The organism is Roseofilum sp. (assembly GCF_982964205.1).
Genome location: NZ_CEZBFX010000012.1, coordinates 43,310 through 70,004 on the forward strand (window position 1 = coordinate 43,310; position 26,695 = coordinate 70,004).

At 43.8% G+C, this 26,695-nt stretch carries 25 protein-coding genes; 14 read left to right on the plus strand and 11 right to left on the minus strand.

Annotated elements, in window-relative coordinates; all coding sequences use genetic code 11:
* The 6 genes from AC3A14_RS05545 to AC3A14_RS05570 all read right to left on the minus strand — a co-directional run.
* On the minus strand, window positions 1-836 hold an 836-nt coding region (locus tag AC3A14_RS05545; RefSeq protein ID WP_487778928.1), incomplete at its 3' end, for a DMT family transporter.
* Window positions 833-2,335, minus strand: a complete 1,503-nt coding sequence (locus AC3A14_RS05550) for an adenylate/guanylate cyclase domain-containing protein (RefSeq protein WP_318731869.1) — start codon at window positions 2,333-2,335, stop codon at window positions 833-835. The genes AC3A14_RS05545 and AC3A14_RS05550, both read right to left, overlap by 4 nt.
* A gap of 103 nt (window positions 2,336-2,438) precedes the next feature.
* Window positions 2,439-5,933, minus strand: a complete 3,495-nt coding sequence (locus AC3A14_RS05555) for a PAS domain S-box protein (protein WP_318731870.1) — start codon at window positions 5,931-5,933, stop codon at window positions 2,439-2,441.
* Window positions 5,934-6,062: 129 nt separating this feature from the next.
* Window positions 6,063-6,812 (minus strand): phosphonate ABC transporter ATP-binding protein, encoded by a 750-nt coding sequence (phnC, locus tag AC3A14_RS05560; protein ID WP_318731871.1) that lies wholly within the window; start codon window positions 6,810-6,812, stop codon window positions 6,063-6,065.
* Window positions 6,813-6,882: 70 nt separating this feature from the next.
* Entirely contained in the window at window positions 6,883-7,074 is a 192-nt protein-coding gene (locus tag AC3A14_RS05565; protein WP_318731872.1) for a hypothetical protein, read from the minus strand.
* Window positions 7,061-7,543, minus strand: coding sequence for a type II toxin-antitoxin system VapC family toxin (locus AC3A14_RS05570; RefSeq protein WP_318727925.1), 483 nt, complete (start codon window positions 7,541-7,543; stop codon window positions 7,061-7,063). Before AC3A14_RS05570 ends, AC3A14_RS05565 begins: the two co-directional genes overlap by 14 nt.
* Window positions 7,544-7,743: 200 nt before the next feature.
* On the opposite strand from AC3A14_RS05570, the gene AC3A14_RS05575 reads away from it, so the two are divergent.
* From AC3A14_RS05575 to AC3A14_RS05625, 11 genes are all read left to right on the plus strand, one after another.
* Complete coding sequence (locus tag AC3A14_RS05575; RefSeq protein ID WP_318734827.1) at window positions 7,744-8,322, plus strand: FHA domain-containing protein; 579 nt, start codon at window positions 7,744-7,746, stop codon at window positions 8,320-8,322.
* Complete coding sequence (locus AC3A14_RS05580; RefSeq protein WP_318731874.1) at window positions 8,319-10,199, plus strand: mechanosensitive ion channel domain-containing protein; 1,881 nt, start codon at window positions 8,319-8,321, stop codon at window positions 10,197-10,199. Before AC3A14_RS05575 ends, AC3A14_RS05580 begins: the two co-directional genes overlap by 4 nt.
* A 296-nt stretch (window positions 10,200-10,495) precedes the next feature.
* Window positions 10,496-11,362: a class I SAM-dependent methyltransferase gene (locus tag AC3A14_RS05585; protein WP_318731875.1), complete on the plus strand. Its 867-nt coding sequence runs from the start codon at window positions 10,496-10,498 to the stop codon at window positions 11,360-11,362.
* Window positions 11,363-11,461: 99 nt separating this feature from the next.
* Complete coding sequence (locus AC3A14_RS05590) at window positions 11,462-13,519, plus strand: DUF6077 domain-containing protein (RefSeq protein ID WP_318731876.1); 2,058 nt, start codon at window positions 11,462-11,464, stop codon at window positions 13,517-13,519.
* Complete coding sequence (locus AC3A14_RS05595; RefSeq protein ID WP_413038718.1) at window positions 13,500-13,700, plus strand: DUF6883 domain-containing protein; 201 nt, start codon at window positions 13,500-13,502, stop codon at window positions 13,698-13,700. Before AC3A14_RS05590 ends, AC3A14_RS05595 begins: the two co-directional genes overlap by 20 nt.
* Before the next feature lie 20 nt (window positions 13,701-13,720).
* On the plus strand, window positions 13,721-13,879 hold the full coding sequence (locus tag AC3A14_RS05600; protein WP_318701446.1) for a DUF4926 domain-containing protein: 159 nt from the start codon (window positions 13,721-13,723) through the stop codon (window positions 13,877-13,879).
* A gap of 140 nt (window positions 13,880-14,019) precedes the next feature.
* A complete protein-coding gene (locus tag AC3A14_RS05605; RefSeq protein ID WP_318731890.1) occupies window positions 14,020-14,514 on the plus strand; it encodes a methyltransferase domain-containing protein in 495 nt (164 codons plus the stop codon).
* The gene (locus AC3A14_RS05610) at window positions 14,515-15,171 is read left to right on the plus strand and encodes a class I SAM-dependent methyltransferase (RefSeq protein WP_318731877.1); all 657 of its coding nucleotides are present in this window, start codon (window positions 14,515-14,517) and stop codon (window positions 15,169-15,171) included.
* A gap of 197 nt (window positions 15,172-15,368) precedes the next feature.
* Window positions 15,369-15,734 (plus strand): cupin domain-containing protein, encoded by a 366-nt coding sequence (locus tag AC3A14_RS05615; RefSeq protein ID WP_318731878.1) that lies wholly within the window; start codon window positions 15,369-15,371, stop codon window positions 15,732-15,734.
* A gap of 51 nt (window positions 15,735-15,785) precedes the next feature.
* Window positions 15,786-16,145 carry an EamA family transporter gene (locus AC3A14_RS05620; protein ID WP_318731879.1) on the plus strand — a complete coding sequence of 120 codons (360 nt, stop codon included), beginning with the start codon at window positions 15,786-15,788 and terminating at the stop codon, window positions 16,143-16,145.
* Between the two features lie 15 nt (window positions 16,146-16,160).
* Entirely contained in the window at window positions 16,161-17,135 is a 975-nt protein-coding gene (locus AC3A14_RS05625; protein ID WP_318701451.1) for a glycosyltransferase family 2 protein, read from the plus strand.
* Window positions 17,136-17,243: 108 nt separating this feature from the next.
* Here AC3A14_RS05625 and AC3A14_RS05630 read toward each other — a convergent pair whose 3' ends face one another.
* The 4 genes from AC3A14_RS05630 to AC3A14_RS05645 form a co-directional block, all read right to left on the minus strand.
* The gene (locus tag AC3A14_RS05630) at window positions 17,244-17,909 is read right to left on the minus strand and encodes a DUF2202 domain-containing protein (protein ID WP_318731880.1); all 666 of its coding nucleotides are present in this window, start codon (window positions 17,907-17,909) and stop codon (window positions 17,244-17,246) included.
* A 209-nt stretch (window positions 17,910-18,118) separates the two neighbouring features.
* Window positions 18,119-18,955, minus strand: a complete 837-nt coding sequence (locus AC3A14_RS05635; RefSeq protein WP_318734838.1) for an Rpn family recombination-promoting nuclease/putative transposase — start codon at window positions 18,953-18,955, stop codon at window positions 18,119-18,121.
* A gap of 242 nt (window positions 18,956-19,197) precedes the next feature.
* Window positions 19,198-19,341: a high light inducible protein gene (locus AC3A14_RS05640; RefSeq protein WP_271939737.1), complete on the minus strand. Its 144-nt coding sequence runs from the start codon at window positions 19,339-19,341 to the stop codon at window positions 19,198-19,200.
* A gap of 172 nt (window positions 19,342-19,513) precedes the next feature.
* Window positions 19,514-20,416 carry an alpha/beta fold hydrolase gene (locus tag AC3A14_RS05645; protein ID WP_318731882.1) on the minus strand — a complete coding sequence of 301 codons (903 nt, stop codon included), beginning with the start codon at window positions 20,414-20,416 and terminating at the stop codon, window positions 19,514-19,516.
* Between the two features lie 398 nt (window positions 20,417-20,814).
* Between AC3A14_RS05645 and AC3A14_RS05650 the strand changes: the two genes are divergently transcribed.
* Both AC3A14_RS05650 and AC3A14_RS05655 read left to right on the plus strand, forming a co-directional pair.
* A complete protein-coding gene (locus AC3A14_RS05650; protein WP_413039051.1) occupies window positions 20,815-21,720 on the plus strand; it encodes a S66 peptidase family protein in 906 nt (301 codons plus the stop codon).
* 102 nt (window positions 21,721-21,822) lie between these two features.
* The gene (locus AC3A14_RS05655) at window positions 21,823-22,617 is read left to right on the plus strand and encodes a Uma2 family endonuclease (protein WP_318731884.1); all 795 of its coding nucleotides are present in this window, start codon (window positions 21,823-21,825) and stop codon (window positions 22,615-22,617) included.
* 14 nt (window positions 22,618-22,631) lie between these two features.
* On the opposite strand, the gene AC3A14_RS05660 is transcribed toward AC3A14_RS05655, so the two are convergent.
* Entirely contained in the window at window positions 22,632-24,692 is a 2,061-nt protein-coding gene (locus AC3A14_RS05660) for an OmpA family protein (RefSeq protein WP_318731885.1), read from the minus strand.
* A 289-nt stretch (window positions 24,693-24,981) separates the two neighbouring features.
* Here AC3A14_RS05660 and AC3A14_RS05665 point away from each other — a divergent pair.
* A partial coding sequence (locus AC3A14_RS05665; protein ID WP_487778929.1) for a ferredoxin--nitrite reductase occupies window positions 24,982-26,695 on the plus strand: 1,714 nt, incomplete at its 3' end.

Consider the following 26,695-nt stretch of genomic DNA (forward strand, 5'->3'; position numbering starts at 1 on the left):
ACCCAAAATACACCCATCAGAATCATAGCACCTGCGATCGCCACAGTCAGAGTTAAGGATTCTCCCAAAACCAGCCAACCGATTGTGGTAGCGATAATTGGCACTAAATAGAGAAAACTAGAAGCTTGGGCCGTGGATAAGTGTGCTAAGGTATACGTCCAAGCGATATAGGCGATCGCACCGGGAAAAATCCCCAAATAACCCACCACTAAACCCACTTTCAGCGTATCAGGAAATCGGACAAAGAACAGAATGGGTAGAGTCCCAAACCAGACCGTATAACTCGCTAATTCTAAAGGAGAATAGCGCTCAAAAAACGGTCGCTGAAGGACAAAATAGAAGCCTTGAGAAAACGCTGCCATTAAAATCAGCCCAGAGGATAGAGCAAAAGTCAAATCTTGTCCTTTTCCCAGAACAATTAACACGATTCCTCCTAACCCCAAAGCCATTCCTAACCACCCTTGAAGCGGTAAGGATTCCTTGAGAATCGTAGCGGCGAGAATCGCTGCTATACAGGGACTAGAAGCATTTAAAATACTTGCCGTACCTGCGGGAACCACCGTTTGTCCCCAAGATAAGAGTAAATGATAGAAAGAAACCCCTAAACATCCTTGGAGTAATAATCGGGGTAAATCGGACGAATGGGGGCGACGAATTTTCCCAGAAATCATAGCAAACACCGCTAGTCCCAAAGAAGCAATTAAAAATCTAAACGCCACGAAATTGAGCGGATGAATCGTTTGCACAACATAACGAACTCCCGGAAAAGCCGAACCCCAAAGCAAAATACAAATAGATGCCCAGCACCAACCTACCCAACGAGATTGAGTCCTCATCCTTCCCGCTCACTCAATAGCCAATAAGTCGTCATTCTTCCTCGTCCTTTCACCGTAAATGAGCCTCGTTTTTCTAAAATAAATGTATCTTGTAATTGATCGTAGGTGGCTTGAGTCACTTGAATCTTACCGGGTAAACCTTGAGATTCCATCCGAGACGCTACGTTAACCGTATCTCCCCACAAATCCAATTGCAATTTACTAACTCCAATAACCCCAGCAACTACCGGCCCCGTATTGATACCAATTCGCAGTTGAAAGGGTTGACTATTGCGCAGTTCCAACCGATTTTCTAGGACACAAGGACGATTAAAATCTTTGATGACTTCCTGCATATCTAAAGCCAAGTTTGCAACTCTTTTAATAGATTTTTCCTCTTGTATATTCTGGTAAACAGGCAAGCCTCCGACCACCATATAGGAATCACCAATCGTCTTTATTTTTTCTAGCCCATAATGCTGCGTTAGTTTATCAAATTCAGAAAATATTTGATTCAACAAATCCACTAATTCAGTCGGGTCTATTTTCGCCGAAAGTTCTGTGAAGCCAACTAAGTCGGCAAATAAAACAGTGACTTCAGGCAAGTAATCGGCAATAGTATGGCGATTTTTTTTGAGCTTCTCGGCAATATATTGAGGAAGGATATTTAAAAGCAACTTTTCTGATATTGTTCTTTGTTTGCGTAATTCTTCTTCGATCTTCCTTTTTTCGGTAACATTGCGAACTGTTCCTTCAAAGTACAGTAGATCGCCATTCTCACCTTTGACTTTACGGACACTCTCGGAAATCCAGATTTTATCCCCGTTCTTACAATATATTTCTGATTCAAATTCCTCAACAAAATCATAAATTTCCATATAGGCTAAAAACTCATCTCGCCGTTGAGGACGGACATAAAAATTTTCATTAATATTGGGTATTGTTTCAATTAAGTCCTCTGGAGAATCATATCCATAGAGTTTCGCTAGAGCTAAATTCGCTTTCACAAATTGCCCCTCTGGAGTGGTTTGAAACATGCCATCAATAGCATTTTCAAAAATACTGCGATAGTTTTCTTCCGCTTTTTGGCGAGCTTGAGCTTCCTGTGTAAGCAATTCTTGAAGGTTAAGCAAGCTCAGTTGAATGTTGATTTTTGAGAGAATTTCCGTGACTTGAAGCGGTTTGGTAATATAGTCGTTCCCTCCTACTTGAAAGGCTCTTGTTTTATCTAAATCGCTCCCTAATGCACTGACAAAAATAACAGGAATTGCTCGATATTCTGGATGGGATTTAATCGCTTCACACAGTTCATAACCATTGATATCTGGCATCATAATATCGAGCAAGATTAAATCCGGTTGAGAAGAACGCACAGCATTGAGTGCTAATTCGCCATTAATAGCTTTGCGGACACGATACCCTTGTTGAGTGAGAATATGGGATAAAAATCGAATATTATTCGGGTTATCATCAACGACTAAAATATCCTTAGACAAGGGTAAAACGGTATGGTCTTGCATGATCGGAAATCCCAAAGAAAAATGGGGGGTGTGAACACAATAGTCGAACTTTCTGAGCCTCGATCGCCTTTTCCCCGTTATAACATTTGGATCGATCCTCAGTTCAATACGCCAAACCCTCGATTGCCTCTAGGGTAGCATCAAGAATCCGATCTAGGCGGTAATGGTGGAGTAAATCGGCGATCGCCTCCCTTAAGTCGGACTCAGCCTCCGGAATCTCTTGCAATAGTTTTTGAATAAACTCTTCATCGGCTTGAGTGGCAGCTTGATGTAGCTGATTAAGCCAATCCATCGGCATCTTCATTAACTGCTTTCCATTTAATAGTGCTTCTGTCCGATCGATCGGGTGTGCAATCATTTCCAGATCGTCACGGGTTTCATAGACGTACTCTACACTTAAATAATGACTCATTTTGTCTAATAAAACGGCTTGGGTAACCGGTTTATAAACCAATTCGTTACATCCAGCCTCTTCGATCAAGATTTGGTCTTCTTCCAAAGCGCTGGCTGTGAGGGCTAAAATCGGAATGGCAGCTCGGCCGGTGTTTTGTTCTTGCATCCGAATCAAGCGAGTGGCTTGATACCCATCCATCACTGGCATTCGTAGATCCATCCAGATCAGATCGGGAGACCAACTTCTCCATAAGTCTAAGGCTTGTTCTCCATTTTCGGCTTCGTGCAGCTCAAATCCTAGAAGCTGGAGTTGTTTTAATAACAGTCGCCGATTTTCCCAATGGTCATCAACCACTAAAATCCGGTAGATGGGTTGGTTGGGTGCTAAGGCGATCGCCTGTTTTTCCACTCTCTGCTCTGGAATCTCTTCCGCATGTACTGTTCGTAAGGGCAGTCGGACTCTGACTAAGGTTCCCATTCCCACTTGGGAAGAGATATGAATATCCCCTCCCATCAGTTGAAGCAGTTGTTTACAAATGGTCAAACCTAACCCCGTCCCTTGTCCAGATTTCACCCCGGAGCTGGTTTGCATAAAAGGTTCAAATAATAAGGGTAATTCCTGTGAGTCTATTCCTTCACCCGTATCTTGGATTTCCCAGATATAGTCTTGGATCGGAAGCTGATTACTCTGAGGTGCAGGAAACACTCGAAGTTTCACTTCTCCTTGATGGGTGAATTTTAGGCTATTGGATAATAAATTGATCAAAATTTGCCGCAGTTTTCTCTGATCCGCAATCACCCAATCCGGAACGTTGGGATTAATAGTGGTTGATACCAGAATGCCTTTCTGGTCAGCTTTGAGTTTTAAAATATCCTGCACTTCATCGAATAAACGATGTAAATTGAAGTAGCTTTCTTCGAGACTAATTTTACCGGCTTCAATTTTAGATAGGGACAGGATATCATTAATCAGGTCTAATAAATGCTCTCCACTGCGATTGATAATTTGCAAATATTCCTGGTGTTCAGAATTTGCAAGACATTCTCGCCTCAGAATTTGAGTGAATCCTAAGATTGCATTCAGAGGAGTGCGTAATTCATGACTCATACGAGCAATAAATTGGCTTTTGGTTTGATTGGCAATTTCTGCTGCTTGTTTGGCACTTTGTAGGGCTAGTTGAGTCTGTTTCCGGGCTGTGGCATCCATTCCTACACTGAGTATGCCCGTTATGTCTCCAGATTCATTATAGAGTATGCGATTCGTCCATTCAATCCAAACGCGATCGCCATTTTTGAGTTGATTTTCGTTTTCATAGGTAACATACTGGTCTGTGTTCTCTAAAATATGGTCGATTGTCGAGTGTAAAATATTGCCCTCTGTATCTTGGATCGGCACAATTGTACCTTTAACATTTTGACCTATAATTTCTGCTTCGGTATACCCAAAAAAACGTTGGGCAAATTCATTAAAAAATACAACGTTTCCTTTACAATCAACTTGTAATATGATACTATTAGCCGAATCCACCAATTGGCGATACTTCATTTCACTTTTCCGCAGTGCAAACTCGATTCGTTTGCGCTCTTCTATTTCTTGTTCCAACAAATGATATTGTTGATTGAGGGTATCTTTAGCCAACTGTAGTTCAGTAACATCGGTTTGCACACCGATATAATAGACGAGTTCTTGTTGTTCGTTGAAAATGGGCGATAAGGAGAGGTCATTCCAGAAAACTGTGCCATCTTTGCGGTGATTTTTGAGAGTAATTCGGCAAGCTTTTTTCTCTTTTAGAGCTTTTCTTAAAATCGTTAATGCGGATTGATCCCGATCGTCTCCTTGCAAAATGGTACAAGTTCGACCAAGAATTTCAGCTTTTGTATAACCAGTTAGTTTTTCAAATCCGGAATTGACGTAGATGATCGGATTTCCGGGTTTAGTGGAGTCACTAATAGTAATACCATTGGTGCTGGCGGCGATCGCTCTTTCCAGTAACCCGAGTTTTCTTTCCGTCTCTTTTCGATGAGTAATTTCACGGGAAACCCAAATGGCTGTATCTTTGTTTAAAGGAGAAATTGTGGACATAAACCAATGTTCTTGTCCTTCAATTGGCCAACAATATTCAAGGTTTTCTATGGTTGTTCTGCGATCGATAACATACCGCGTCCAATACTTTTTAAATTCAGCAATTTGAGAGGGAATAATATATTCAGTTTTTTGAGGTAATTTTTGTTTCTGGTGGTACAAACTAATGGGAGAGCGAGTGGGGGCAATTTTAATACAGTCCCCTTCATAGTTAAAGACCATAATCGCTTCCTCCATCGCCCCAAACATTGCTAAAAGCTGATTTTCGGAGTTTTGTAATAACTGCTTAGAGTGTGTTAATTCAGTGACATCATTAATATTAAACAATAAATACTTTTGGCCCCCTAGTTTAATAACTTGGGCTGAGATCAAACCAATTCTTTGTTGATTGTCCTTGTTGTTGAAGACAATTTCAATATTAGACAGCTCTTTTCTTTGTTCAAGTTGCTGAACTAAAGAATCCCAATCTTTAGAGAATAAAAATGACTTTAAGTTAGATATTTTTTCCCCAATCACCTCCGTCCTATCGTAGCCAGTATATGCCATGAAATGTTCATTTATTTCTAATATAATTCCCCGATCGTAGCTCATCAAAAATAGCAAACTTGGACTAGAAAAGAAGATTTTATGAAATCGTTCTTCTGATAAGACCCAACTGGCTTCAAGTTGTTCAATGATATAGTCTTTTTTCTGGAGCGATCGCCATAAAGCGAGGTGTTCTTTGTCTTTTCTGTTGTATTGAATATAACTCTCGACTTTAACGCGCAGTTCGATTAAGCTGAGGGGGCACACCAGATAATCCTTAACTCCAGCTTCAAAAAAGGCAATTCTATCCACGGAAGTACCGGAGGAATTTAGGGCAAAAATAGGTACATTTTTATAACTCGGATCGGTGTGAAGGGACTCACACAGTTCCAGGGCGAGAAAGCTGGGGATACTCACTTCTACAAAGATCAAACTCGGATCTACCGTATCAAGCAAGGGAATCACTTGGGAAGGAACGGTAGCCCATTCGATATGATACCCTTGTTCGAGTAGAAAGGTAGAGAGCCACGCTAAAGATTCCGGTTGGGGATGGGCGATAATGAGTCTAGTCGGTGAAGATGGAAGGGGATGAAGCATATTTGCAAACTCCCAAGAAAACAACAAGACGCTTAAGCCAGATCAGAGTGATTTCTAGGGTGCTTGAATGGACAACCTGCCTGGGCTGAGTCGGATTGATACTTATGATAAATGCAAATCGGGATTTCTTTAAGTGAGTTGGGGAATATCAGTATAAAGATAACTTAATTGCTCCGGAGTGAGTCGATCGGTCGCTACATCTAAGACTAATTTGCCAGCTTGTAGCCCCAAAATCCGATCGCTATAGGTTTGAGCTAAGTCCACTTGATGTAAATTACATAAAACGGTTAATCCTTCTTGCTCGCAGAGCGATCGCAAAATCTGTAAGATACGATGGGAAGTCTGCGGATCGAGACTGGCTACTGGTTCATCAGCTAAAATTAACTGGGCCTTTTGCGTTAAGGCGCGGGCGATCGCCACCCGTTGCTGTTGTCCTCCCGATAGGCGATCGGCTCGTTGAAAGGCTATATCCATGAGCTTAACTCGCTCTAGGGCAGCCATTCCTTCGAGCAATAGCGATCGCGGCAACTGTCCGCTCAAACATTGCCATAGGGATACCTCCCGCAACCGTCCCCCCAAGCAATTTTCTAAAGCACTGCGACGACGGACTAAATTAAACTGTTGGGCAACTAAGGCGATCTGAGCGCGAATGTTTTGTAATTCCTTGGGTGAAGTGTTGGTTAGCTCTTGATTTCCAAACCAGATTCGACCGCGATCGACAGGCATCAGTTGTAGAATAGACCGCATCAAGGTCGTTTTTCCGGCTCCACTCAACCCCAGCACGGCGGTAAACTGGTGAGGAACCAGAGTAAAACTGACCTCATCTAAGGCCATTTGATTTCCAGAATAAATTTTGGTCAGTCCTTCAACTTTGAGCAACTGAGTCCCTCCATCAACACTTTAACCATTAACCATTCAATAATTAATCATTCTTCAACTTGCCAGCCTACTACTGGCTAGAAGAACTTCCTGTAAGTTTGAATGGAGAGGGTTTTGGCTCAAAAGAATAGTACGTTCTTTGACTCTGTTCTTCCTGACGTTTAAGATCCTCATATAGAGTTTGTAGATCGTTATTGCACTCCTCCATATACGCCCTTCGTGCTTGACGGACTTCTTCCACAATGGGGTCACGTTTCATCATTATCCTCCATTAATTCTTCAGGGGTACAAATAACTGAGGGTTCATAACCCCTTTCACGACAGATTTGTTCAATCTTTTTTCGGGTTATGGCATTGGCAATATGTTTGCAATTCCAAGTGAGTAAATAATCTATCCCATTGATCACACTGATCGCAATATGCAGAGAATCGGCTGCTGCTGTTTGGGGAATAGCAGCTTTCTGTAAAAAGAGTTCAGACAGTTGTAGGGCAAGAGGAGAAATTTTTAAAGCAGCTAGGGGTTCGAGTAAGTCTAATCTTTCTTGTGCAGCATTAGAGTCTCCCCTACGAGCTTCTTGAATAACGAGTTCTGAAATATAAATCTCAAATTTAGGACGTTCAGTTATCCACCACTCGCTAGTGATTTGTTGATGCCCAGCAATAATAAGGTCACGACTAGGGCGTGCCGTAAGGTAGCTAATAACTGAGGTTTCAAGGTAAACACTAGGCATAATATTAGTTGGGTGCTAATCACCTATGATATCCCAATATTTCCCTGTATGCAGAATTGGGTAAGGAGATCGCTATCTAGAACTTCGCCCTAAGCAATAGGCAGTAAGAGCTTGCCTATTTTTTGCCTTTATGAGCGTGCATCGTTGTCAATTCAACGCTAAAACTATAGGTTATAAACAACCATGTTTGCCCTTTCCCTATGTCTGAGGAGCCGTTTTTGATTCAGTTAACTTGGCAAGATCCGGAAACGGGCGATCGCCAAGACTGCGTATTTCCCTTACCTATTGCCTTCGGTCGAGACGAGGACGCAATGCCCAAAACCGTGGAGAATAAGATGGTTACCCCCGTCGTCCTCAACCATAAGAAAGTCTCTCGGTTCCATGCCTTAATTACCCTCGAAGGCAAGCAGATCCTATTAACTGACCATAGCGTTAATGGGACTCGATTACATAATCATCTCTTGCAGCAAGGAACCTTACCCCTTCAGAGTCAAGACCAGATCGAAATTGGTCCCTATCCCATCACATTAACATTGGTCAATCAGACCGATCCGCAAGCGACTGAACCGGAAACTGCCCGGCGATCTGCACTGAATTCTCAAACTCCAGTCCCATCAACGCCTTGGTGGTCTCAGTCCTGGATCATTAGTATGGTCGGCGCACTGATGGCAGGTTGTATGGCAGTGGGAACTTGGGCCCTGATGAGTTGGTTGTTAGAGAAGTCTAGACCCTCTAGACCTACGGTAGAAGAAGCGGTAAGTCTGGAATTGCAGAGATGATTCAGTTTAGGTGGCGTTGGATACTGATTAGCCTGTTGGTGTGTTGGTTCACTCTTGTGGCTTACCCCAGTTGGGGACGCTCTCCGTTTAGCCCCATCGAACAACGGGCAACGGTGGAAATGGATGGTAAGGTTTTATTTGAAATTAGGGGGATTGTGGGCTTCCCCGCTTCTGAGAGAGCAGAGCTGATTAATACCAAGCTTGAACAATTGCTGCAAACCCATTTAAAGTACGGTTTACCTCTGCCAAAATACTCGATCGATCGGGATAATGAGCAATCGATTTTAAGTTTTAATGATACTTATTTGTTAACCGTGACTCCTGTGGATGTGCGGGGCGAGCGAACCACAGAATCCCAAGCACGGCGCTATGCGGCTTGGATTTTAAGCGGAATTGAAACAGCTCAGTACGAGCGTACGGCTAAGTACCTGCGAGAAGCGGTATTTGTGATGTTGGGAGTCCTTTTGGTGGCGATCGGCCTTCATGTGGGGGTGAATAAGGGGGTGGAGTTGTCAGAGCATTACCTCAGACTGTTGATCGACTCCAATAGATGTCAGTTTAGGCGCTTGCAAATCCCGGATCAATTGCTGCATCGGTTAATGAAATTAGGCCGGTTGGGGCTTTTGTTGGGATTATGGTATGCAGTGGGCTATTATCTCACGGATCTGTTTCCCTTGTTGCGGCGATCGCGCTATTGGCTCTTCGATCTCGTTTTCCAGAGTTTAACTGACCCAGTTTTTATCCTGAATGAGAATAGTTATTCTCTGCTGGATCTGCTGACATTGATTGCCTTGACGGTGGGGTTATGGTTTGGGGTGCGATCGCTCACTCGGCTCTTGCGCAACCGTGTTCTAGCGTTTACGGATACCGATCGCGCCGTGCAAGATGTGTTAGGGGTGTTGGTGCAATCCCTACTCATGTTTTTAGGCTTACTCATTATTTTACAAATTTGGGGATTGAATGTTAGCTCCCTCACGATTATCGCCAGTGTGTTGGGGGTAGGGATTGGGTTTGGACTGCAAAATATCGCCAATAATTTGATTAGTGGTTTGATTATTACCTTCGAGCGCCATGTACAAGTGGGAGATTTTGTAGAAGTCGCCAACTTAATGGGAACGGTGGAACAGGTAGGCGCTCGTAGTACCCAGATTTTAACCTTGGATCGGGTGTCCATCATTGTGCCCAATTCCCGGTTTTTGGAAACCGAGGTGATTAACTGGAGCCATGGTAACCCCGTGTCGCGGTTGCGCTTACCGGTGGGAGTCTCCTACGATTGTGACCCAGAACAGGTACGCTCTGTCCTGCTGAATACGGCTAAATTACATCCAGAGGTGATGGTTGAACCTCCTCCCCATGTTTTATTTAAGGGGTTTGGGGAGAGTTCTTTGGATTTTGAGTTATTGGTGTGGATAAGGGAACCACGCCAACAGTTTAATCTCAAAAGTGACCTCTATTTTCGCTTAGAGAGAGCGATGCGCTACTATAAGATGGAAATTCCTTATCCTCAACGGGATTTACGTTTGCGAGCGACCCATTTAGACCGAGTTGTAGAGCAGTTGCAAAAAGGCGAAGAAAATCCTCCACCCCAGAATAGTCCCCCCTTAGAGTTAACCGATACAGCATTGGAGTATTTAGTGCAGAGGATGCAAGGAGAAGAAGGAGTAGAAATCAAGGATCGATGGTATCGGGGGAATTTCTATCCGGGTGTGTTTGTAGCTGCTGAAGCGGTAGATTGGTGGATAAGAGAACTGAAGCTGAAACAAGTACAAGCGGTGCAGTTAGGGCAGGTGTTGTGCGATCGCCAAATTATCCATCATGCTTTCCAGGATATCCCTTTCCAGGATAGTTACGAGTTTTACCGCTTTTATAGCAGTTGATATAGCGCTACGTACTGGTAATGGGTAATGGTTGTATGATATCAATACTTTTTCCAAAATTCATCGAGCAGAAGATCGTTAAAATCATCACTTGTTCAACCCATACTTTCATGTAAACCTAAAACTTGTTGTGGCGTGGGAGAGGATTCTGCTTCATTAGAAGTAGAAGTTTGCCTTGACTGAGTTTGCCATTCTAGCATAAACTAGACAAAAACTAACAACATTCTTGGATTCTTGTACAGTGGATATAATATCTTAAGGAATTATAATTGCAAACCAATCTAGGCTCACGAATCATGAGTTTAAGCCAGTCAGAATATAATCAGTCCACTCATTTTTATAATGAGATCATGAATTCCTTCAAAATGGACTTTTCTCTTTATGAGGACTTAACGGATATCTTAAAGCCCAAATCTGTATTAGAACTCGGTTGTGGTATGGGTCGCGTTTTCCCCATATTTATGAAGGAAGCGACAGAGGTCACTGGCATTGATTTAAGTAATGAAATGGTCAATCAAGGCAGGAAACACTATTCAGAAAATAGGAGTGAAAATACTAAAATTGAATTTATTCATGGTGATATCTGTTCATTTTCTATTAACAAAAAATATGATTTTATTGTTTTAGCTTTGTCAGTATTGAAACATTTATGGACAGAAGAACAAAGATTGCAAGCACTACAAAACGCTAAAGATCATTTAAATCCAGATGGGTTTATTGCCATTGATCAAACTGCATTGTTGTATTGCGTGCACTCGACGGATTGGATTGATGCCAGAACCTCACTGGTAGCAGATTGGGTTCCTAACCCAAATGTTCTCGATAATTATCAATGGAAAAAAACGATAGATGGAAATATGGATATTCTTCAATGGAGATATTGTCAGGGAGATAAAACAGACTTTGGAGTTAAGTATACAACTTATCGATATGATATAGATCGATTGCTGGGGCATATTGAAAAGTTGGGGATGAACCATGAACAACTGCTTACCGAATGGGGTGTCAATGGTTTAGGAGATCGAGGTAAACGATTTATTGGTTTAATAACCCATCCAGATAACAAGAATAGTCCCAAAGATGCTCTGAGAGACAAGGTTTTGCAACGGAATGAACAATTATGGTCCGATCATGATCTTTATACTGCTTCCGATAAGATGTAAAAAGACGGCAGCATGATATTTAGAACTTGCTCTAGCTGTCAACGGTAGATCGCGGTATAATCCATCAGGTTTGCCAAGCTCGGCCGTTTCAGAATCGCTATGAATTTTACCAATTTCACCCGGATGAAGGAGAGCCAAGGATGGGCAGGATTAATCGTTGAAGTGTCCTGTTTATCTTGGGTTTGGCTGATTGGGGTATGGACGCTGCTGTGTAATGCCATGGTGTTGCGTCAAGCGACATTTGAGACTCTATTACTCTTTTCGGCGATCGCCCTTATTTTAGCCATTGTCGGTTTTTTCCTCAGTTTTCATACTGTTATTCCTGACTCATTCTCCTTAGCAAAAGACAGGGCAGAACCACCCAAACCGCAGCTTGGAAAAGATTTGGCGCTTCCTTTGGGTATAGCAGTAATCTTAGTCATTATTTATGGAATTACGGATAATTTTGTCCTGTTTTGGAGTCTAGCCACGTTGGGATTAGCCATTTCCTACGGGCAACTGCTCCGCAAATCTCGAGAAAATTTTGTCTTAAAATCACCAACTATTGCCTCCTGGGAATGGCTGCTCGGATTAGGCGCTCTCGCCATTATCGCTACAGCGATCGTCCATCGTACCCATGGGGATGATGCCTTTTATCTGAACCTGATAGTAGCAGCCTTAGATCGTCCCGATCGCCCCCTGATGGTACAAGACACGATGCATGGTGTGCCCAATGTGCCTCTACTGTTACCGGTCTATCGAGTGCATTCAGTCGAACTTTTAGCCGCAGTCATCAGCCAAATTACTGGTATTTCCCATCTCTGGGTTCGTAACTTCTGGCAACCCTTGGCGATCGCTCCCCTAGTTGTTTTTGCCTCTGCTCTCTTTTTCCGGGCGATCGTCCCCCGTCACTGGTTAAGTGTCACCACTGTTACTACTTTTTTATTAGTAATTTTAACCACGGCTGCCGGGTTAGGAAATTTCTCCCTAGCGCGGTTGCAACAGGGAAAACCCCTCTTTGTTGCCATCCTTGTTCCCCTGATTATTGTCTATACTCTCCGGTATTTAACTGCACCTAGTGCTTGGAAATGGATGATTCTCACCTTCGCTAATATTGCTGCCGTTGGTTGTAGTTCTACCGCTCTCTATGCCGCTCCTTTAACTGTACTGCTTGCCACTTGCGGATACTGGACTCCTACAAGTAAAGCCACTTGGAGATCGGTATCGGTTTTAACGACTTGTGCTTATCCGTTGGCGATCGCCCTCCTCTTCATCACCCAAGTCAAAACCTCCTCCCCCAACATGAGCAATCTCAACTTTGAAGCCATTATCAATAACGACTTCGTGCTACACCTAAAACACGGCATGGGAGGATACTTCTTTTGGGTAGCAACTTTAGTCAGTTGGGCAGTTTTAACCGATCTCAACCTGCGCCGATTTCTCCTAGGGGCAATCCTCACCTTTATGCTCCTATTTATGAATCCTTTCTTGCAAGAATTTTGGGCAGTTAACCTCACTGGAGTCCCCACCTTTCGCCGCCTATGGTGGGTGATTCCTCGCCATCTTCTTCTGGGTATTTTACTCAGTTTTCCTCTCATATCCTCTTCCTTTTCTGACTATCAAAAGCAAGCGAAAATCACACTTTACGCCTTCGTCTCCACCGCTCTGATTGTTCTTGCTACCTCCATTTCTCCTAACTCTTACTCTCCCAAAATCGACTTTAACCGCATTCAATACCGCTTTCCTCCCCAACCCAAACTTCCCCAAGAACGGCTCGATCTCATTAACCGCATTCAAGCTAAAGTTCCCCCTGGAAGCTATGTCTTAGCTCCCGCTTCTCCCGTAGGTAAAGAAGTCGCCGGAGATGAATTAGCCCGGTGGATGATTGTGCCTCGAACTCCCCTATATCCCATTGTCGTCACCGAAAGCTATCTAAATGTCACCAATTTTTTCCCTGAATCAGAATCACAGCAGCGCCGTATTTTATCCCAATATATTAGTGGTGTAAATCGTCCCTCCAACGCTCCCCAAGTTTTACAATCTTCTATTCCTCAACTCTCCATAAAAGCAGCCATTGTCCCCCTGAGTAATCCCTGGGAACCCGAAATTAACGCCATTCTCTCCTCATTAGGTTTTCAGGTAACCATCATCGATCATTATGCTCTTTGGATGTTATAACCATGTATACTTTTTGAAAAAAAATGCAATTTGGGTTGAAGAAACATCTTATGGTAATAAGTATAAGATTGATGGTACACTCAAGGGCATCAATGGAATAGAGTTAGAGGTGAGAACGATTTGGATAGTTGAAACCAATTATGATCAAGCTAGATTTGTTACGCTAGTTCCTAGGGGTTGAGATAATCTGGAGGTAAGTTGATGAAGCCAAAATTTCCACTTTTTTCTGAAGTTGTATTGTTACAAGAGATAGAACTGTATAACCTCAAACGAGGTTCAGTGGGTACTGTTGTAGAGCATTATCTGGACAATGAACAACAAGAAATTGGCTATAGTTTAGAAGGTTTTGATGTTCCTTAGAAAACCAGCATCTTTGTGATGTTGGATGTGCCTATGGATGGTTCATAGAAGCAGCCACACAGCGGGGAATGGAAGCAGTGGGAATTGAACCGGAAGAAGCGGTTGCCTTATAGGGAATTGCCGAAGAACACACCATTAAAATTGGCTATTTTCCCGACTGCTTAGAAGACTCAGCACGCTATGATATCATTTCCTTTAATGATTCCCTCAAACATTTGCCTAATTTACCCGCTATTTTCCAACCTTGTTATCATCACCTCAACCCTGGCGGCAAACTGATTATTAACATCCCAAACAGTCAAGGGATCTTCTTCAAAATCGCCGAAAAACTAGCTCAACTCGGATATACTAGCCCCTGGGATAGACTGTGGCAGAAACAATATCCATTTCCCCATCTGATTTATGTCAATCCCCAGAACTTAGAAGACTATGTAACTCCCTATGGGTTTAAACTACTCCAGAGTCAAACTCTAGAAACCATTCAAATCAAGGGACTTTGGCAACGGTTACGCATGGATAAAAGCTCTGGGTGGCTGATGTCCGCTATACTCTATGTAGCGTTGGTTATCATCTACCCTCTTATTCATAAATGCCCCTCTGGTATCCTCCTCCAGATTTATCAAAAAGACTCTTAGATGTTTATTCAAATTGATCCGGATTTTTTAGCCCAAATTGCCACAGATAACGATCGCATCCCCACTCTGTACTATTCTAAAATAGATGTAGTCCGAGCCGTCTTCTGGATGCGACTGAGATTAATCTACTCCATCTTACAAGATCTGCATATTCAACGGGAAACTTGCTTAGATTTTGGTGGCGGTGGGGGCATTTTCTTGCCCACATTAGCCAAGGATTTCGATCGCGTCTTCTTCTTAGATCTCGAAGATCGAGAAGCGCGTCAAGTTATCGATCGCTATAACTTGTCCAATATTGAGATTATAAAGCAAGATGTCAGTCAAGTCAACTTGCCGGCCCAATCCTTCGATGCCATTATTGCAGCGGATGTTCTGGAACACTTCCAAGAGTTATCCATGCCCACAAGTCCGATAAAATCCTGGCTCAAACCCACCGGTGTTTTAATTACCTCCCTACCCACAGAAAACTGGATTTATCAAGGATTACGAACCGTCTTTAATATTGAAAAGCCCCTCGATCATTATCATACCGGATATGAAGTCGAAGCCTATCTCGAGTCTCAAGGATTTCGCCCTGTTCGCCGTCAATTTGCACCTCTCGTATGGAATCTCTTTCCCTTATTTTTAATTACGGTTTGGCAATTGAGAAACTCTTGATTCTAAAATATAGATGTGTCTCGATTCCTCTTGCTGAGAAAGTTTTCGATCCGGTATACTCAAATAGTCATTATCTTATCCAAGTTATTGCTGTGAGCCTTAACCCAACGCCAGCTACATCCATTCCTGTATCCTCTAAAAAGACGTTCTATCCTGCCCCTTTTGCTTCCCTTATGGAAGCACGAAGCAAAAGAAAATTGGCAGATCGCTTCGAGATCGAAAATTTTGGAGTCAATTTAACAGAACTAGCACCGGGTGGGATGTCTGCTCTGCTCCATCATCATACTAAACAAGATGAATTTATATACATTGTTTCGGGAACTCCCACTCTGTTGATTAATGAACAAGAATATCTACTCAATCCTGCAGACTGTATGGGCTTCAAAGCGGGAGATGGTGTTGCTCATCAACTGATTAATCGCACTAAGGAACTCGTCGTTTACTTAGAAATTGGCGATCGCACCCCAGGAGATGAAGTAAACTACCCGAATAACGATCTCAAAGGCACTCAATTAGAAGATGGGGCATGGTCTTTTACCCATCAAGATAGTTGTCCCTATTAACTGTAACCCTATTGTCTATTGCTAGAGTGCCTAGCGCGAAGCGCTATATTTATGAACCCATCTATTATCCTTTATCTCATTACTTGCGTTTTTAGCATTAGTTTAGGACAACTCCTATTTAAACTCGCTGCAAATTTCAGTAATACCCATTCTCCTCAAGGAGTAACACTGATGAGCTATGTCAGTAATCCCTATCTCTGGAGTGCCCTGATTATTTACGGCTCGGCAACCCTATTTTGGATGTGGTTATTACGATTTATTCCTCTCAATCAAGCCTATCCCTTTATGGCATTAGCCTTTGTTATTGTTCCTCTCTTGAGTAGTCTATTTTTAGGGGAAAAAGTTGATGCTCGCTACTTGGTAGGAGTCGCCCTAATTATGTCTGGTTTAATTGTCATAAATTATCAATAAAAGAGGGGAGTTGAATTGAGTTTAAAGCCACAAGTTGCTGTCATTATTCCCTGTTACCGAGTGCGCCAACAGATCGCTTCTGTTTTATCTCAAATTGGCACAGAAGTGGATCGAATTTACCTGGTTGATGATTGTTGCCCAGAAAATACGGGTGAGTTTGTCGAACAAAATAATCAGGATAACCGGATTCAAGTCCTCTATCATCGCCAAAATCAGGGGGTTGGCGGTACAGTGATTACTGGATATAAACAGGCGCTTCTAGACGGAGCGAGCATTTTGATTAAGCTGGATGGGGATGGACAAATGAATCCCCGTTTTATTCCCCAATTGATTGCTTCCCTACTCTCAGGAGAAGCGGATTATACTAAAGGTAATCGCTTTTATCATCCCGAACATCTGCAAGGGATGCCCATGATTCGGGTATTGGGGAATGCGGGTTTATCGTTTTTAACTAAGCTCTCTTCTGGATATTGGGAACTTTTTGATCCAACCAATGGCTATACTGCCATTCATCATACTGTCTTAGAACTTATTCCGCTGCGGAAACTGAGTAAACGATTTTTCTTTGAATCGGATTTACTCTTCCGTCTGAATACCGTGCAAGCGGTGGTGATAGATATTCCCATGCCTTCGCAATATGGAGATGAGCAAAGTAATCTGAAGATTATGAAGATTTTCCTACCCTTTTTATGGGGAAATTGCCATAATTTTATCAAGCGAATTTTCTATAATTATTACTTGAGAAGTTTTTCTATTGCCTCTCTAGAGCTATTACTCGGACTTCCCCTATTACTATTTGGCTTTATCTTCGGTAGTTTCTCTTGGCTGAGAAGCTTTACCACGGGAGAAATAGCAACTTCGGGAACCGTAATGTTAGCAGCTCTCCCGATTATTCTTGGTTTTCAATTGGTGCTATCGTTTATCAATTACGATATTTCGATTACTCCTCGAATTCCCCTGCAACGGAAACTGAGGAAAACCAATACTTGAAGACTATCCCTCTTCTGTCACTCTAAGTCTTGAAACTGGGCTTCGATTGTACTTTTCCCAGAGTGATAGAAGAGGACTATTGCCGAGCGCGAAAGGCTATCATCTTTCTTACTTGAATCTCCGTGTCCTTGCGCCCCTATGTCCCCGCATACCCCAATTTCCACATCTCCTACCCCAGCGATAACCCCCACGATGTCCTTCTCTACTATCATGTCCTCCTTGTCCTCCAGGTTCGTGAGCAGAACTGATAATAATGTTGTATTGTTCTACCGATAAATGTTGAGGTTGGTAGGTTTGAGCCGTTTGACGACTTAAAACAGAGACAAACGAGCGTAAATGATTGCGAGAGCCTCGCACTAAATTACCATACACTTGTTGAATGTTTGGTTTTTGAGTTCGATCGATCTTCTCTTCTAGATCGACAATATCCAGTTCTTCAATCTCTGCCCCAACTTTGAGAGCATCGGCTAAAGAGCGATGACCAGTTTTGAGCAGGGAATCGTATAGTTGTTGTAAGTCTGGATTAGTAAAAACACCTGGGTTGTTATTGGCGATCGGATCGTGGAGTCCGTAACGGTTGAGCAGTCTGAGAACAGCATTCATATGACGAGTCTCGCTTTGGGCGATATTGTCAAAAATGGAGAGTTGCCAACGGGTATATAAAGACAGATAGATATCGTGTGCCAATTTTTCCTCTTCTCGCATATACAGTAATCCTTCTGCTTCTGAGGATTTTAGAGGGTCCGCGGCTAAACGAGGGTTTGAATACATCATTGGCTTCACTTCTGATGGAGTTTATAGGGGATTGAGGCTAGATAGGAGATTGCTACTCTTATATAGCTCAATCGCTATCTAAGAGTATAACTAAATAAAGTGAAGTTGGATAGGGTGAACAAAGAAAATCCAGAGTGCTGCGATCGCCACTTTTACTAAACTAGCGATCAAAGATCGAGATGAATAGGTAGGCATTGCCCCCTGACTCGCTATATTTCCTGACGTAAAGCTGCAACAGCCTCCAAACTTAATCCCGTTGCTTGTGCAATTTCCTCATCATTCAATTGACCCAATAAATTTCGAGCAATGGCACGTTTTCCTTCTTCAATTCCTTCCTGTCGTCCCAAAGCGATCGCCCCCTGTTGGTCATAAATAAACATTTCCCGACGTTCTAACGCTTCTAATTCCTCTGGCATTAAACCCGCTTCATTGGCAATCTCAAAGGCTTGATGCAATTCTGGAATCTCATTGAGGGATTCTGGAATAGACGTAAGCGATCGCGCAAATTTCATAAAGTAAATCCATTTATCTGCTAAAGTTTCAAGCTGATTTAAGTCTTTAGTAAACTTGGGTAATTCCACAAAGACTAACTCCAAATCATTATCAGGGTAGTGCCATCCTTCTGATTTCTCTCGATAAACAAAGTGAGAAATGAGCCGATTGCGTTCGGGAAACATCTCAAAATCAGTAATAGTCAAAGCAATCACCGGTTTGAGCATTCGATATCCTTGCCCTTTTTGCAGTTGAAAGGTATAAGCTTTGGCTGCATTAAATAAAACCCGCTTCCCAAAAGACTGAACATTTAAGACCTGCATTTCAATAATTACGAGAGTTCCATCATTGAGAGTCGCTCTGACATCAAGATAAGTATCTTTCAACCCTTCAAGTTGAGGCGGTAAATTGGGATTGATAATTTCTAGATCTTTGATGGTAGAATGTCCTTCATAGACCAAAGCATTTAGAAAACTGATTAAAATATTTTTGCTTTGAATTGAGCCAAATATTTTCTTAAAAGCATAGTCGGTTTTGGGGTTAATAAATTCCATAGCGATCGTACCTGAGCGTTTTGTCAAGTCCTAAATATAGTCTAGTCGAGTAGGGTCGGCAATGCCGACTCTTTCGATCTAATTTAAGCAACATCACTCAATTTCTCAGTTTTCCTATTCTACGAAGGAAATATCTTAATAGATACAAGAAATAGAGAGGAGTCAGCACTGGCTGATTCCTCTCTATAAAGAAATTATTTCGCTTAGGGATAATGGCGTTCATCGATGAATGCCATCGGAGATTACATTAAGCCAAGTTGAGAAAGGATACCTTGACCGGTCATGAACTCCGTAGCTAAACCGATGATAATCCCTAGCATTGCGAGGCGGCCGTTCCAAGTTTCGGCGAAGGCAGTGAAACCCAGTTTATTGTCTTGCTTTTCCATTTTTCAGAACTCCGGTGAGATTTCAAGTATCTGTAACTAAACTTAACACAAGAAATTGAAGTTGACAACATTTGTTAATGTTGCCTGACAGCATTGCTCGGCAAAAGGCAAGGAGCAGTAGGAGTGCAAAATTTTTCGCCCCTACTTGTCGCTTTTCCCCATCCCCCATTTCCTAGGGCGTAGTGCCATATATCCAATTGCGGATTAACTCATTCACCTGAGTGGGAACTTCATCATGGGGGCAATGCCCTGCTTCGAGGAAATGTTCTGTCAGATCGGGATAATATTGATGGAATTTGGGACTTCTTTCTCTGGCCTTCATCCAGGGATCAGCTTCTCCCCAGAGAACTAAGAGGGGACAGGTGAGTTGCTGCAAGAGATGATCGACTTTTGCGCCAGGAGGAGTTTTGAAGACGGCGGCAAAAACGTCAGGAGCCCCAACATCACAGGAGGGGCGATAAATTTCTTCTACCAGTTGGTCAGTAACGGCAGTTTTATCCAGATAGACCTTGAGGAGGGTTTTACGGATAGTGGCGCGACGACGAGCATATTGAAACAGCCAAAAGTTAATCCCTGGTTGCAGAAATAGCCAGCGCGTTATTTTACCGATAGTGGCTTTGATGGGGTTGGGTGGTGTCTTGGGTTCACTATTAGAAAAAGGGCCAGCACTGTTGATGAGGACTAAACCGACGGCTGACTGGGGATATTGAGCGGCGACACAGAGGGAGGCGTAACCACCAAGGGAATTTCCAGCTAAAATTGCAGGCTGACCTATGACTTGGGTAATAAAGTCATGGAGTTGATCGCGCCAGAGGTCTCCACTATAGGTTAATTTGGGTTTACTCGATCGCCCAAATCCGAGCAAATCAATTGCCCAAACCTGAAAATCTTCCTGAAGTTCAGCAATATTTTTCCGCCAGTGATCGGTAGATGCCCCAAACCCATGAACTAGGAGTAAAGGGGGGCGTTGGGAATGGGGTTGTCCAGCTTGGGTGTAGTAAATGGAGTGGCCGCGCCAATTCCAATATTGGCCGGTTAGATCGGATGGACTGTTTGATGAAACGGTGACTTGCATGGATTGAGTCGGGAAATGATTAAGAAATGTTAATTATTGTAATGTAGCGTTATAGGACTAGGACAGGGTCTATTGCCTTTTGCCTATGACTTGAGACAATAATCTAACGGTTCTCACCCACTCATTCAGTGCGATCGCTCAAAGATTCAGAATTGCGGCTAATGATGTCAGCTAATTTTAATAGATATCGAGTATTATACCCCAATCCGTCAATTAATCTGATGAGGGGTCTGATCTCCTTCCGGATCGGATCAAAATCAGAGAGTATATAGAAATGGTAGATGCACCCTGATGAACTCCTCCAGTTGGGGACAACTGGGGGATTACTTTCTTTAAGCTTTCCCACAAACCAGAGTATCCTAGACAAGGTAAATCCTGATTATCTTGTCTTTAAGATCATGCCCCTGGCTTTAGCGCTCCCTCCTCCCCTTCAAGCTGGAGATCAATTAACGGTTATTGCTCCTAGCGGCCCGTTGCAAGAACGGCAGCGTTTTCAAGCTGGACTGGAGCTATGGAAACAACAGGGATATCAGGTCAAGGTTGATGAGAGAATTTATGACCAATGGGGATATTTAGCCGGAAAAGATGGCGATCGCCGCGCTCAACTCCTTGACGCTCTCCACGATCCTCAGTGTCGCGGTATTCTATGTGTTCGCGGAGGCTATGGAACGACTCGCTTATTAGAACCCTGGATCGAGAATCTCCCTTGGAAGCAGTACCCCAAATGGTTAATTGGATTTTCTGATATTACTGGGTTGTTATGGAGCCAATTTTACCAAGGAGTGGGCGGAGGTATTCATGCGCCTGTACTGACCACCCTCTCCCAGGAACCCTCATGGTCTTTAGAGCGTTTATGGGCTGCTGTTCGTGGAGAACCCTTAGCTGCTCTTCAAGGTAAAGGATGGGGAGGTGATCGCACAGAAGGAATTTTACTGCCGGGTAATTTAACTGTAGCCACCCATCTGCTGGGTACACCTCTACAACCTGATGTTCAGGGAGTGATTTTAGCCTGGGAAGATGTGGGAGAAATGCCCTATCGCATAGATCGGATGCTCACTCAGTGGCGCATGAGCGGACTTTTAAGCCAAGTTCGAGGCATGGCATTAGGTCGGTTTAGTCAATGCGAACCTCCCCAAGGACGACTGAGTTTAACTATAGAAGAGGTTTTAGGCGATCTCCTCTCAGACTTAAGTATTCCGATCGTTTCTGATTTACCCTTTGGGCATGATGGCGAAAATGGAGCCTTACCGGTTGGCGCTTCAGTGTATTTAGATGCAGAAACAGGAAGGCTGGAGTTTATCTAACATCATGTGGGTTGAGCGATCGTTTTCGATCAAGAAAATTAACCTTTAAGCCCAAGCTAAACTGGTTTTGAGGTTTGTGATAAATCCTATATCTGTAAAGCCATGACTCAACTATATCCCTATCCCAAGCAGCAATCTCTACCCACTATGTATGATTTACCCAGCGAAGACCCGGAGGAACCTGGATTGCCTGATGAATTTCACGATTACCAACCAGATTTATTAACTCAAACTTGTCAATCTCCCCGCTATTCTCAGGACAACTATGTTATCGCCAGCGATCTCAACCTTTACTACGATAGTGACCATACCCTATGGTATAAACGCCCCGATTGGTTTGTAGTTTTGGGAGCCAAGCGTAGTCGCAACCAACAAGAGTTACGCCTGAGTTATGTGATCTGGCAAGAAGAAGTCAGTCCGTTTCTGGTCATTGAGTTAGCATCTCCAGGCACTGAAGATGAAGACTTAGGACGCACAGAACGCAAAGAGAAAAAGCCACCGACGAAATGGGAAGTATACGAACAAATTTTACAAATTCCCTATTATGTGATTTACGATCGCTATCAGAATCAGTTGCGGGTCTTTGTCCTTAACTCTGGAAGATACGAAAGGCTAGAATTATCACAAGGAAAAGTCTGGTTAGAACAATTGGGCCTAGGATTAAGGTTATGGCAAGGGGTGTACGAGGGAGTAGAAGGGCGATGGTTACGTTTCTACGATCGAGATGGGGAGTGGATACCGACACCGAGTGAGCAAGCGGAACAAGAACGCCAACGAGCTAACCGAGAACAGCAACGAGCTAACCGAGAACAGCAACGAGCCGAGGAAACAGAGCTAGAGTTGCAAAGATTACGTGATAAACTTCAACAACTCAATATCGATCCTGATTCAGTGTAAAAGATCTGTGACCGTTACTGAGGATAAAAGACGACTGCTCGCTTTAACCAATCTGCCTGTTTAGGATTGACATCGGCTGGGGGATAGGCAATCGCCTCCACCAGAAGCCGCTTCGGATCGATTCCCTGCTGAATTAGTACCTTTCGCACGGCTTCCGCCCGTTGACGACTCAAAGTTTGCCCTTTTTCTTCCTCCTGATTGGGACTAATATGGCCGACAATCTTAATCTGTAATTCTGGATAGCGTTTTAACAGCGTTACCAACGGAATAATTTTGACTCGGATATCTGCCGTCGGCAACTCAGCGGAATTCACAGTGAAATAAATCCGAATCGGAATTTCTGGGGGCTGGACTTGCACCGTATTGGTTACCGCTTTAACTCCAGGAATTTCAGTAAAGGCTTGGGTAATGCGAGTGGCATCGGCGGCTTGAATCACTGTTCCTTTTACCGTAACTTCCCCATTGGCATACTCAGCAGAAATCGAAATGCTATCTAAACGATCCAAACTTGCCTCGACTCTGGTGACTTCCGCCTGAATTTTTTCCGCAGTCGGAGGCGCAGCAATAATTTCGACTTGATTATCCAGGGCTAAATTGGGGGCATTTTCCTGCATCACCTCTTCCACCGTTTGCTGTAAACTCGGATCGGGCAATTGTCCCGTTAACATCACCCCATCCCCTTTTACTTGTGCATCTAACCGATAGGGCGAGAGGGTGGGCGAATTGGCCAAAACTGCGGTCAGTTCGCGACTTAAGCGGGTTTCTCGGACAGAGCGATAGACCAACCAACCGAGAGGCAAAAAGGCGATCGCCACAACTGCCGCAATAACCACCAACCATACCTTGGAAATCCCCCCAGAGCGCAGACGTTCCACTTTTTCCTTAAAGACTAACGTAGCGGGTAAAGCAGGGGCGGGTTGACGTTCTCCAGCCTCACCTTTATCCACAATTAACGCTTCAATTTGCGGACTCAACAGTGCCATTAATTCCTCTGGTGTCTGTTGCTCTGGGGGTTCAGTCGCTGGAGGTAATTGGGCTAGAGCCGATTCGAGCTTTTCAGCCACTAAGGCATCTAACTGACTCTGAATCTTTTGTTCAACCAATCCTTCTAATTGAGTTAAAAGAACAGACTGCAATTTTTGCATATCCGGACTTTCGGGTAGTTTTATCTGTCCAATTAATTCCCCTTGAACTTGCTCCACCCGTTGCACAATGAAGCTCTCTAAAGTGGGCTGTAAACTTTTAACCAGTTCAGAAGAATCGGGAAGGGGTTGGTTTTGCACATACTTCGATAAATGCTCAGATAATTGGCTCTTCACTTGAGCCGCAATTTCGGGTTGCAGATCTTCCACCGAAGGCAACGCGGGCTGTTCCTTGGGAGTCAGCAAAGTGACGAACTCTTCCCGCGACTCTTGAAATCGTTGCGTCATCCAATCAATCAATTGCTGTTGTAATTGGGTTTCTAGGAGTTCCTGTTGCTTTTCTAAATAGGGTTTGAGGGCACGTTTAAGTTGTTTTTGTAACGGCGGCACTAATTGTGGTAAAATTAAATACACGACTTCTTCTGAGTGAGTTTGGATATACTCCATTAAATCGGTTCGTAGGAACTGCTCAAACTTCTGGCTAGTTTTTTTATCCGACTCTTTCCGAGACTCTTCTAGGCGCTCCTCAACTCCTCGCAGCAGTTCATCCAGCAGCCGATCCCAAGTTGCTGGAGAGAGCATCCCCTGATTAGATTTCGGCAGTAGGGGAATCATCGTTTCGGCAATTTCCTGCTTGTTTTCCTTAATGGTGCGCGTTAGGGCTGGATCGAGCCATTGCATTAGGGCAGTCGGCGATCGCATTAAATACCGCCTAACCTCCTCTCCCACTAACGGTACTAAAACCTGCGTTAACTCTTCCAAATCTGGCTGTTGGTTCTGCAAACTCGCCAATTCTTGCTTCAGCTCTTTTAATTTATTGAGTTCTTTTTGAGACTCATTACTTTCCGGAGGAATGAGTAAATTACGCAGTTGTGTTAAAGGATCATCCTCAATCGTTTCTTCCGTTTGTGGTTTCCTCAAATCCTCTGCCATTGCCCTTATCCTTAAATTATTAATCTTCTCTACAGATTCTTTGCGATTCTTTACAATCGCGCCTTAGGTCATTTTTCATCCTTAACACTCATCAGATAAGGTTTCCAGGACTTCTCGTCCCCCTCAATTATGCGATTTTTACACTTTAGTCATACAAAAAGTTCATAAAACGAAATATTTTGTGATTTGAAATACGAAATTCTACGATCGATCTCCCTAACATACTAGCTAAATTCACGGCGGAGCAGACCCAGATCAATTCTTACCTAATTTAAAGAGGCTGTTTTGTATGACAACCGTCCCCTCTACTGAAACGCTCAATAAATTTGAACGCTTTAAAGCTGAAAAAGACGGTTTAGCCGTCAAAGAACAACTCAAACAATTCGCTCAAATGGGCTGGGAATCTATAGATGAAACGGACCGAGACCAACGGCTCAAATGGCTAGGAATCTTCTTCCGGCCTGTTACTCCAGGAAAATTCATGCTTCGGATGCGCATGCCCAACGGTATCCTCACCTCCGAGCAAATGCGGGTGTTAGCGGAAACGACCGAAAACTATGGAGAAGATGGCAATGCTGATATTACCACAAGGCAAAACCTGCAACTGCGGGGCATTCGCCTAGAAGATATTCCTCAAATCTTCGACCGGTTTCAGGAAGTGGGCTTAACTTCCATGCAATCGGGAATGGATAACGTGCGTAATATTACCGGCTCTCCCGTTGCTGGTATTGACAGTGCTGAACTGATTGATACGCGCCCATTAGTGCAGGCGACCCAAGACATGATTACCAACTCCGGTCAAGGGAACCCTGAATTTACTAATTTACCGAGAAAATTCAACATTGCGATCGCCGGCAGCCGAGATAATTCCGTTCACGCAGAAATCAATGACATCGCCTACGTTCCCGCCTACCGAAACGGCATTCTGGGCTTCAACGTTCTCGTCGGTGGCTTCTTCTCCGGCAAACGGTGCGAAGCTGCCATTCCCCTAGACGTTTGGATAGAACCAAGTGAGTGCGTAGCCCTCAGCCGCGCCATTCTCCTCGTCTACCGGGACCACGGTTTACGAGCTAACCGGCAAAAATCCAGACTCATGTGGCTGATTGACGAATGGGGACTCGAACGATTCCGAGCCACCGTTGAACAACAACTCGGTAAACGCCTCCCTGAAGCCGCGCCCAAAGACGAATTTGACTGGGACAAGCGAGACCATATTGGCATTCACAAGCAAAAACAACCTGGCTTCAATTACGCTGGATTGCACATCCCCGTTGGTCGCCTATACCCGCCCGACCTGTTTGAGCTGGCGCGCCTAGGCGAAGTCTACGGCGATGGGGAAATTCGGCTCACCATTGAGCAGAATGCAATTATTGCCAACATTCCTGACTCGCGTCTAGAAGCATTCCTGGCTGAACCCCTCTTGCAGAAATTCAGCATTAATCCTGACTCCCTCTCTCGCGCCCTCGTCTCCTGTACCGGGGCCCAATTCTGCAAATTTGCCCTCATTGAAACCAAAAATCGGGCAAACACGATGATGGCAGAACTCAGTCAGGAATTAACCCTTGAAAAACCGGTTCGCATCCATTGGACCGGATGCCCCAACTCTTGCGGGCAACCCCAAGTGGCCGATATTGGCTTAATGGGAACCAAAACCCGCAAAAATGGGAAAACCGTAGAAGCGGTCGATATCTTCATGGGGGGCAAAGTGGGGAAAGAAGCTCAACTCGGCCAAAAGGTGATAAAAGCCATTCCCTGCGAAGACCTGAAATCTGTGTTACGCAACCTGCTGATTGAGCAGTTTGGGGCCCAACCCAAAGCCGGCTATGTAGCTCCGACCCCAGACATGAACGGTAATGGAGCTACATTACCTCTCATAGAACCTCTGGCTACTCCTGTGGGAACGGTGCAATTAGCCAAAACGGGTAAAACTTTCCCCTGTTATAAAGGCGAGTCAATCTTGGAAGCAGCAGAACGGGAAGGCCTTGACCTAGAGTCGAGTTGCC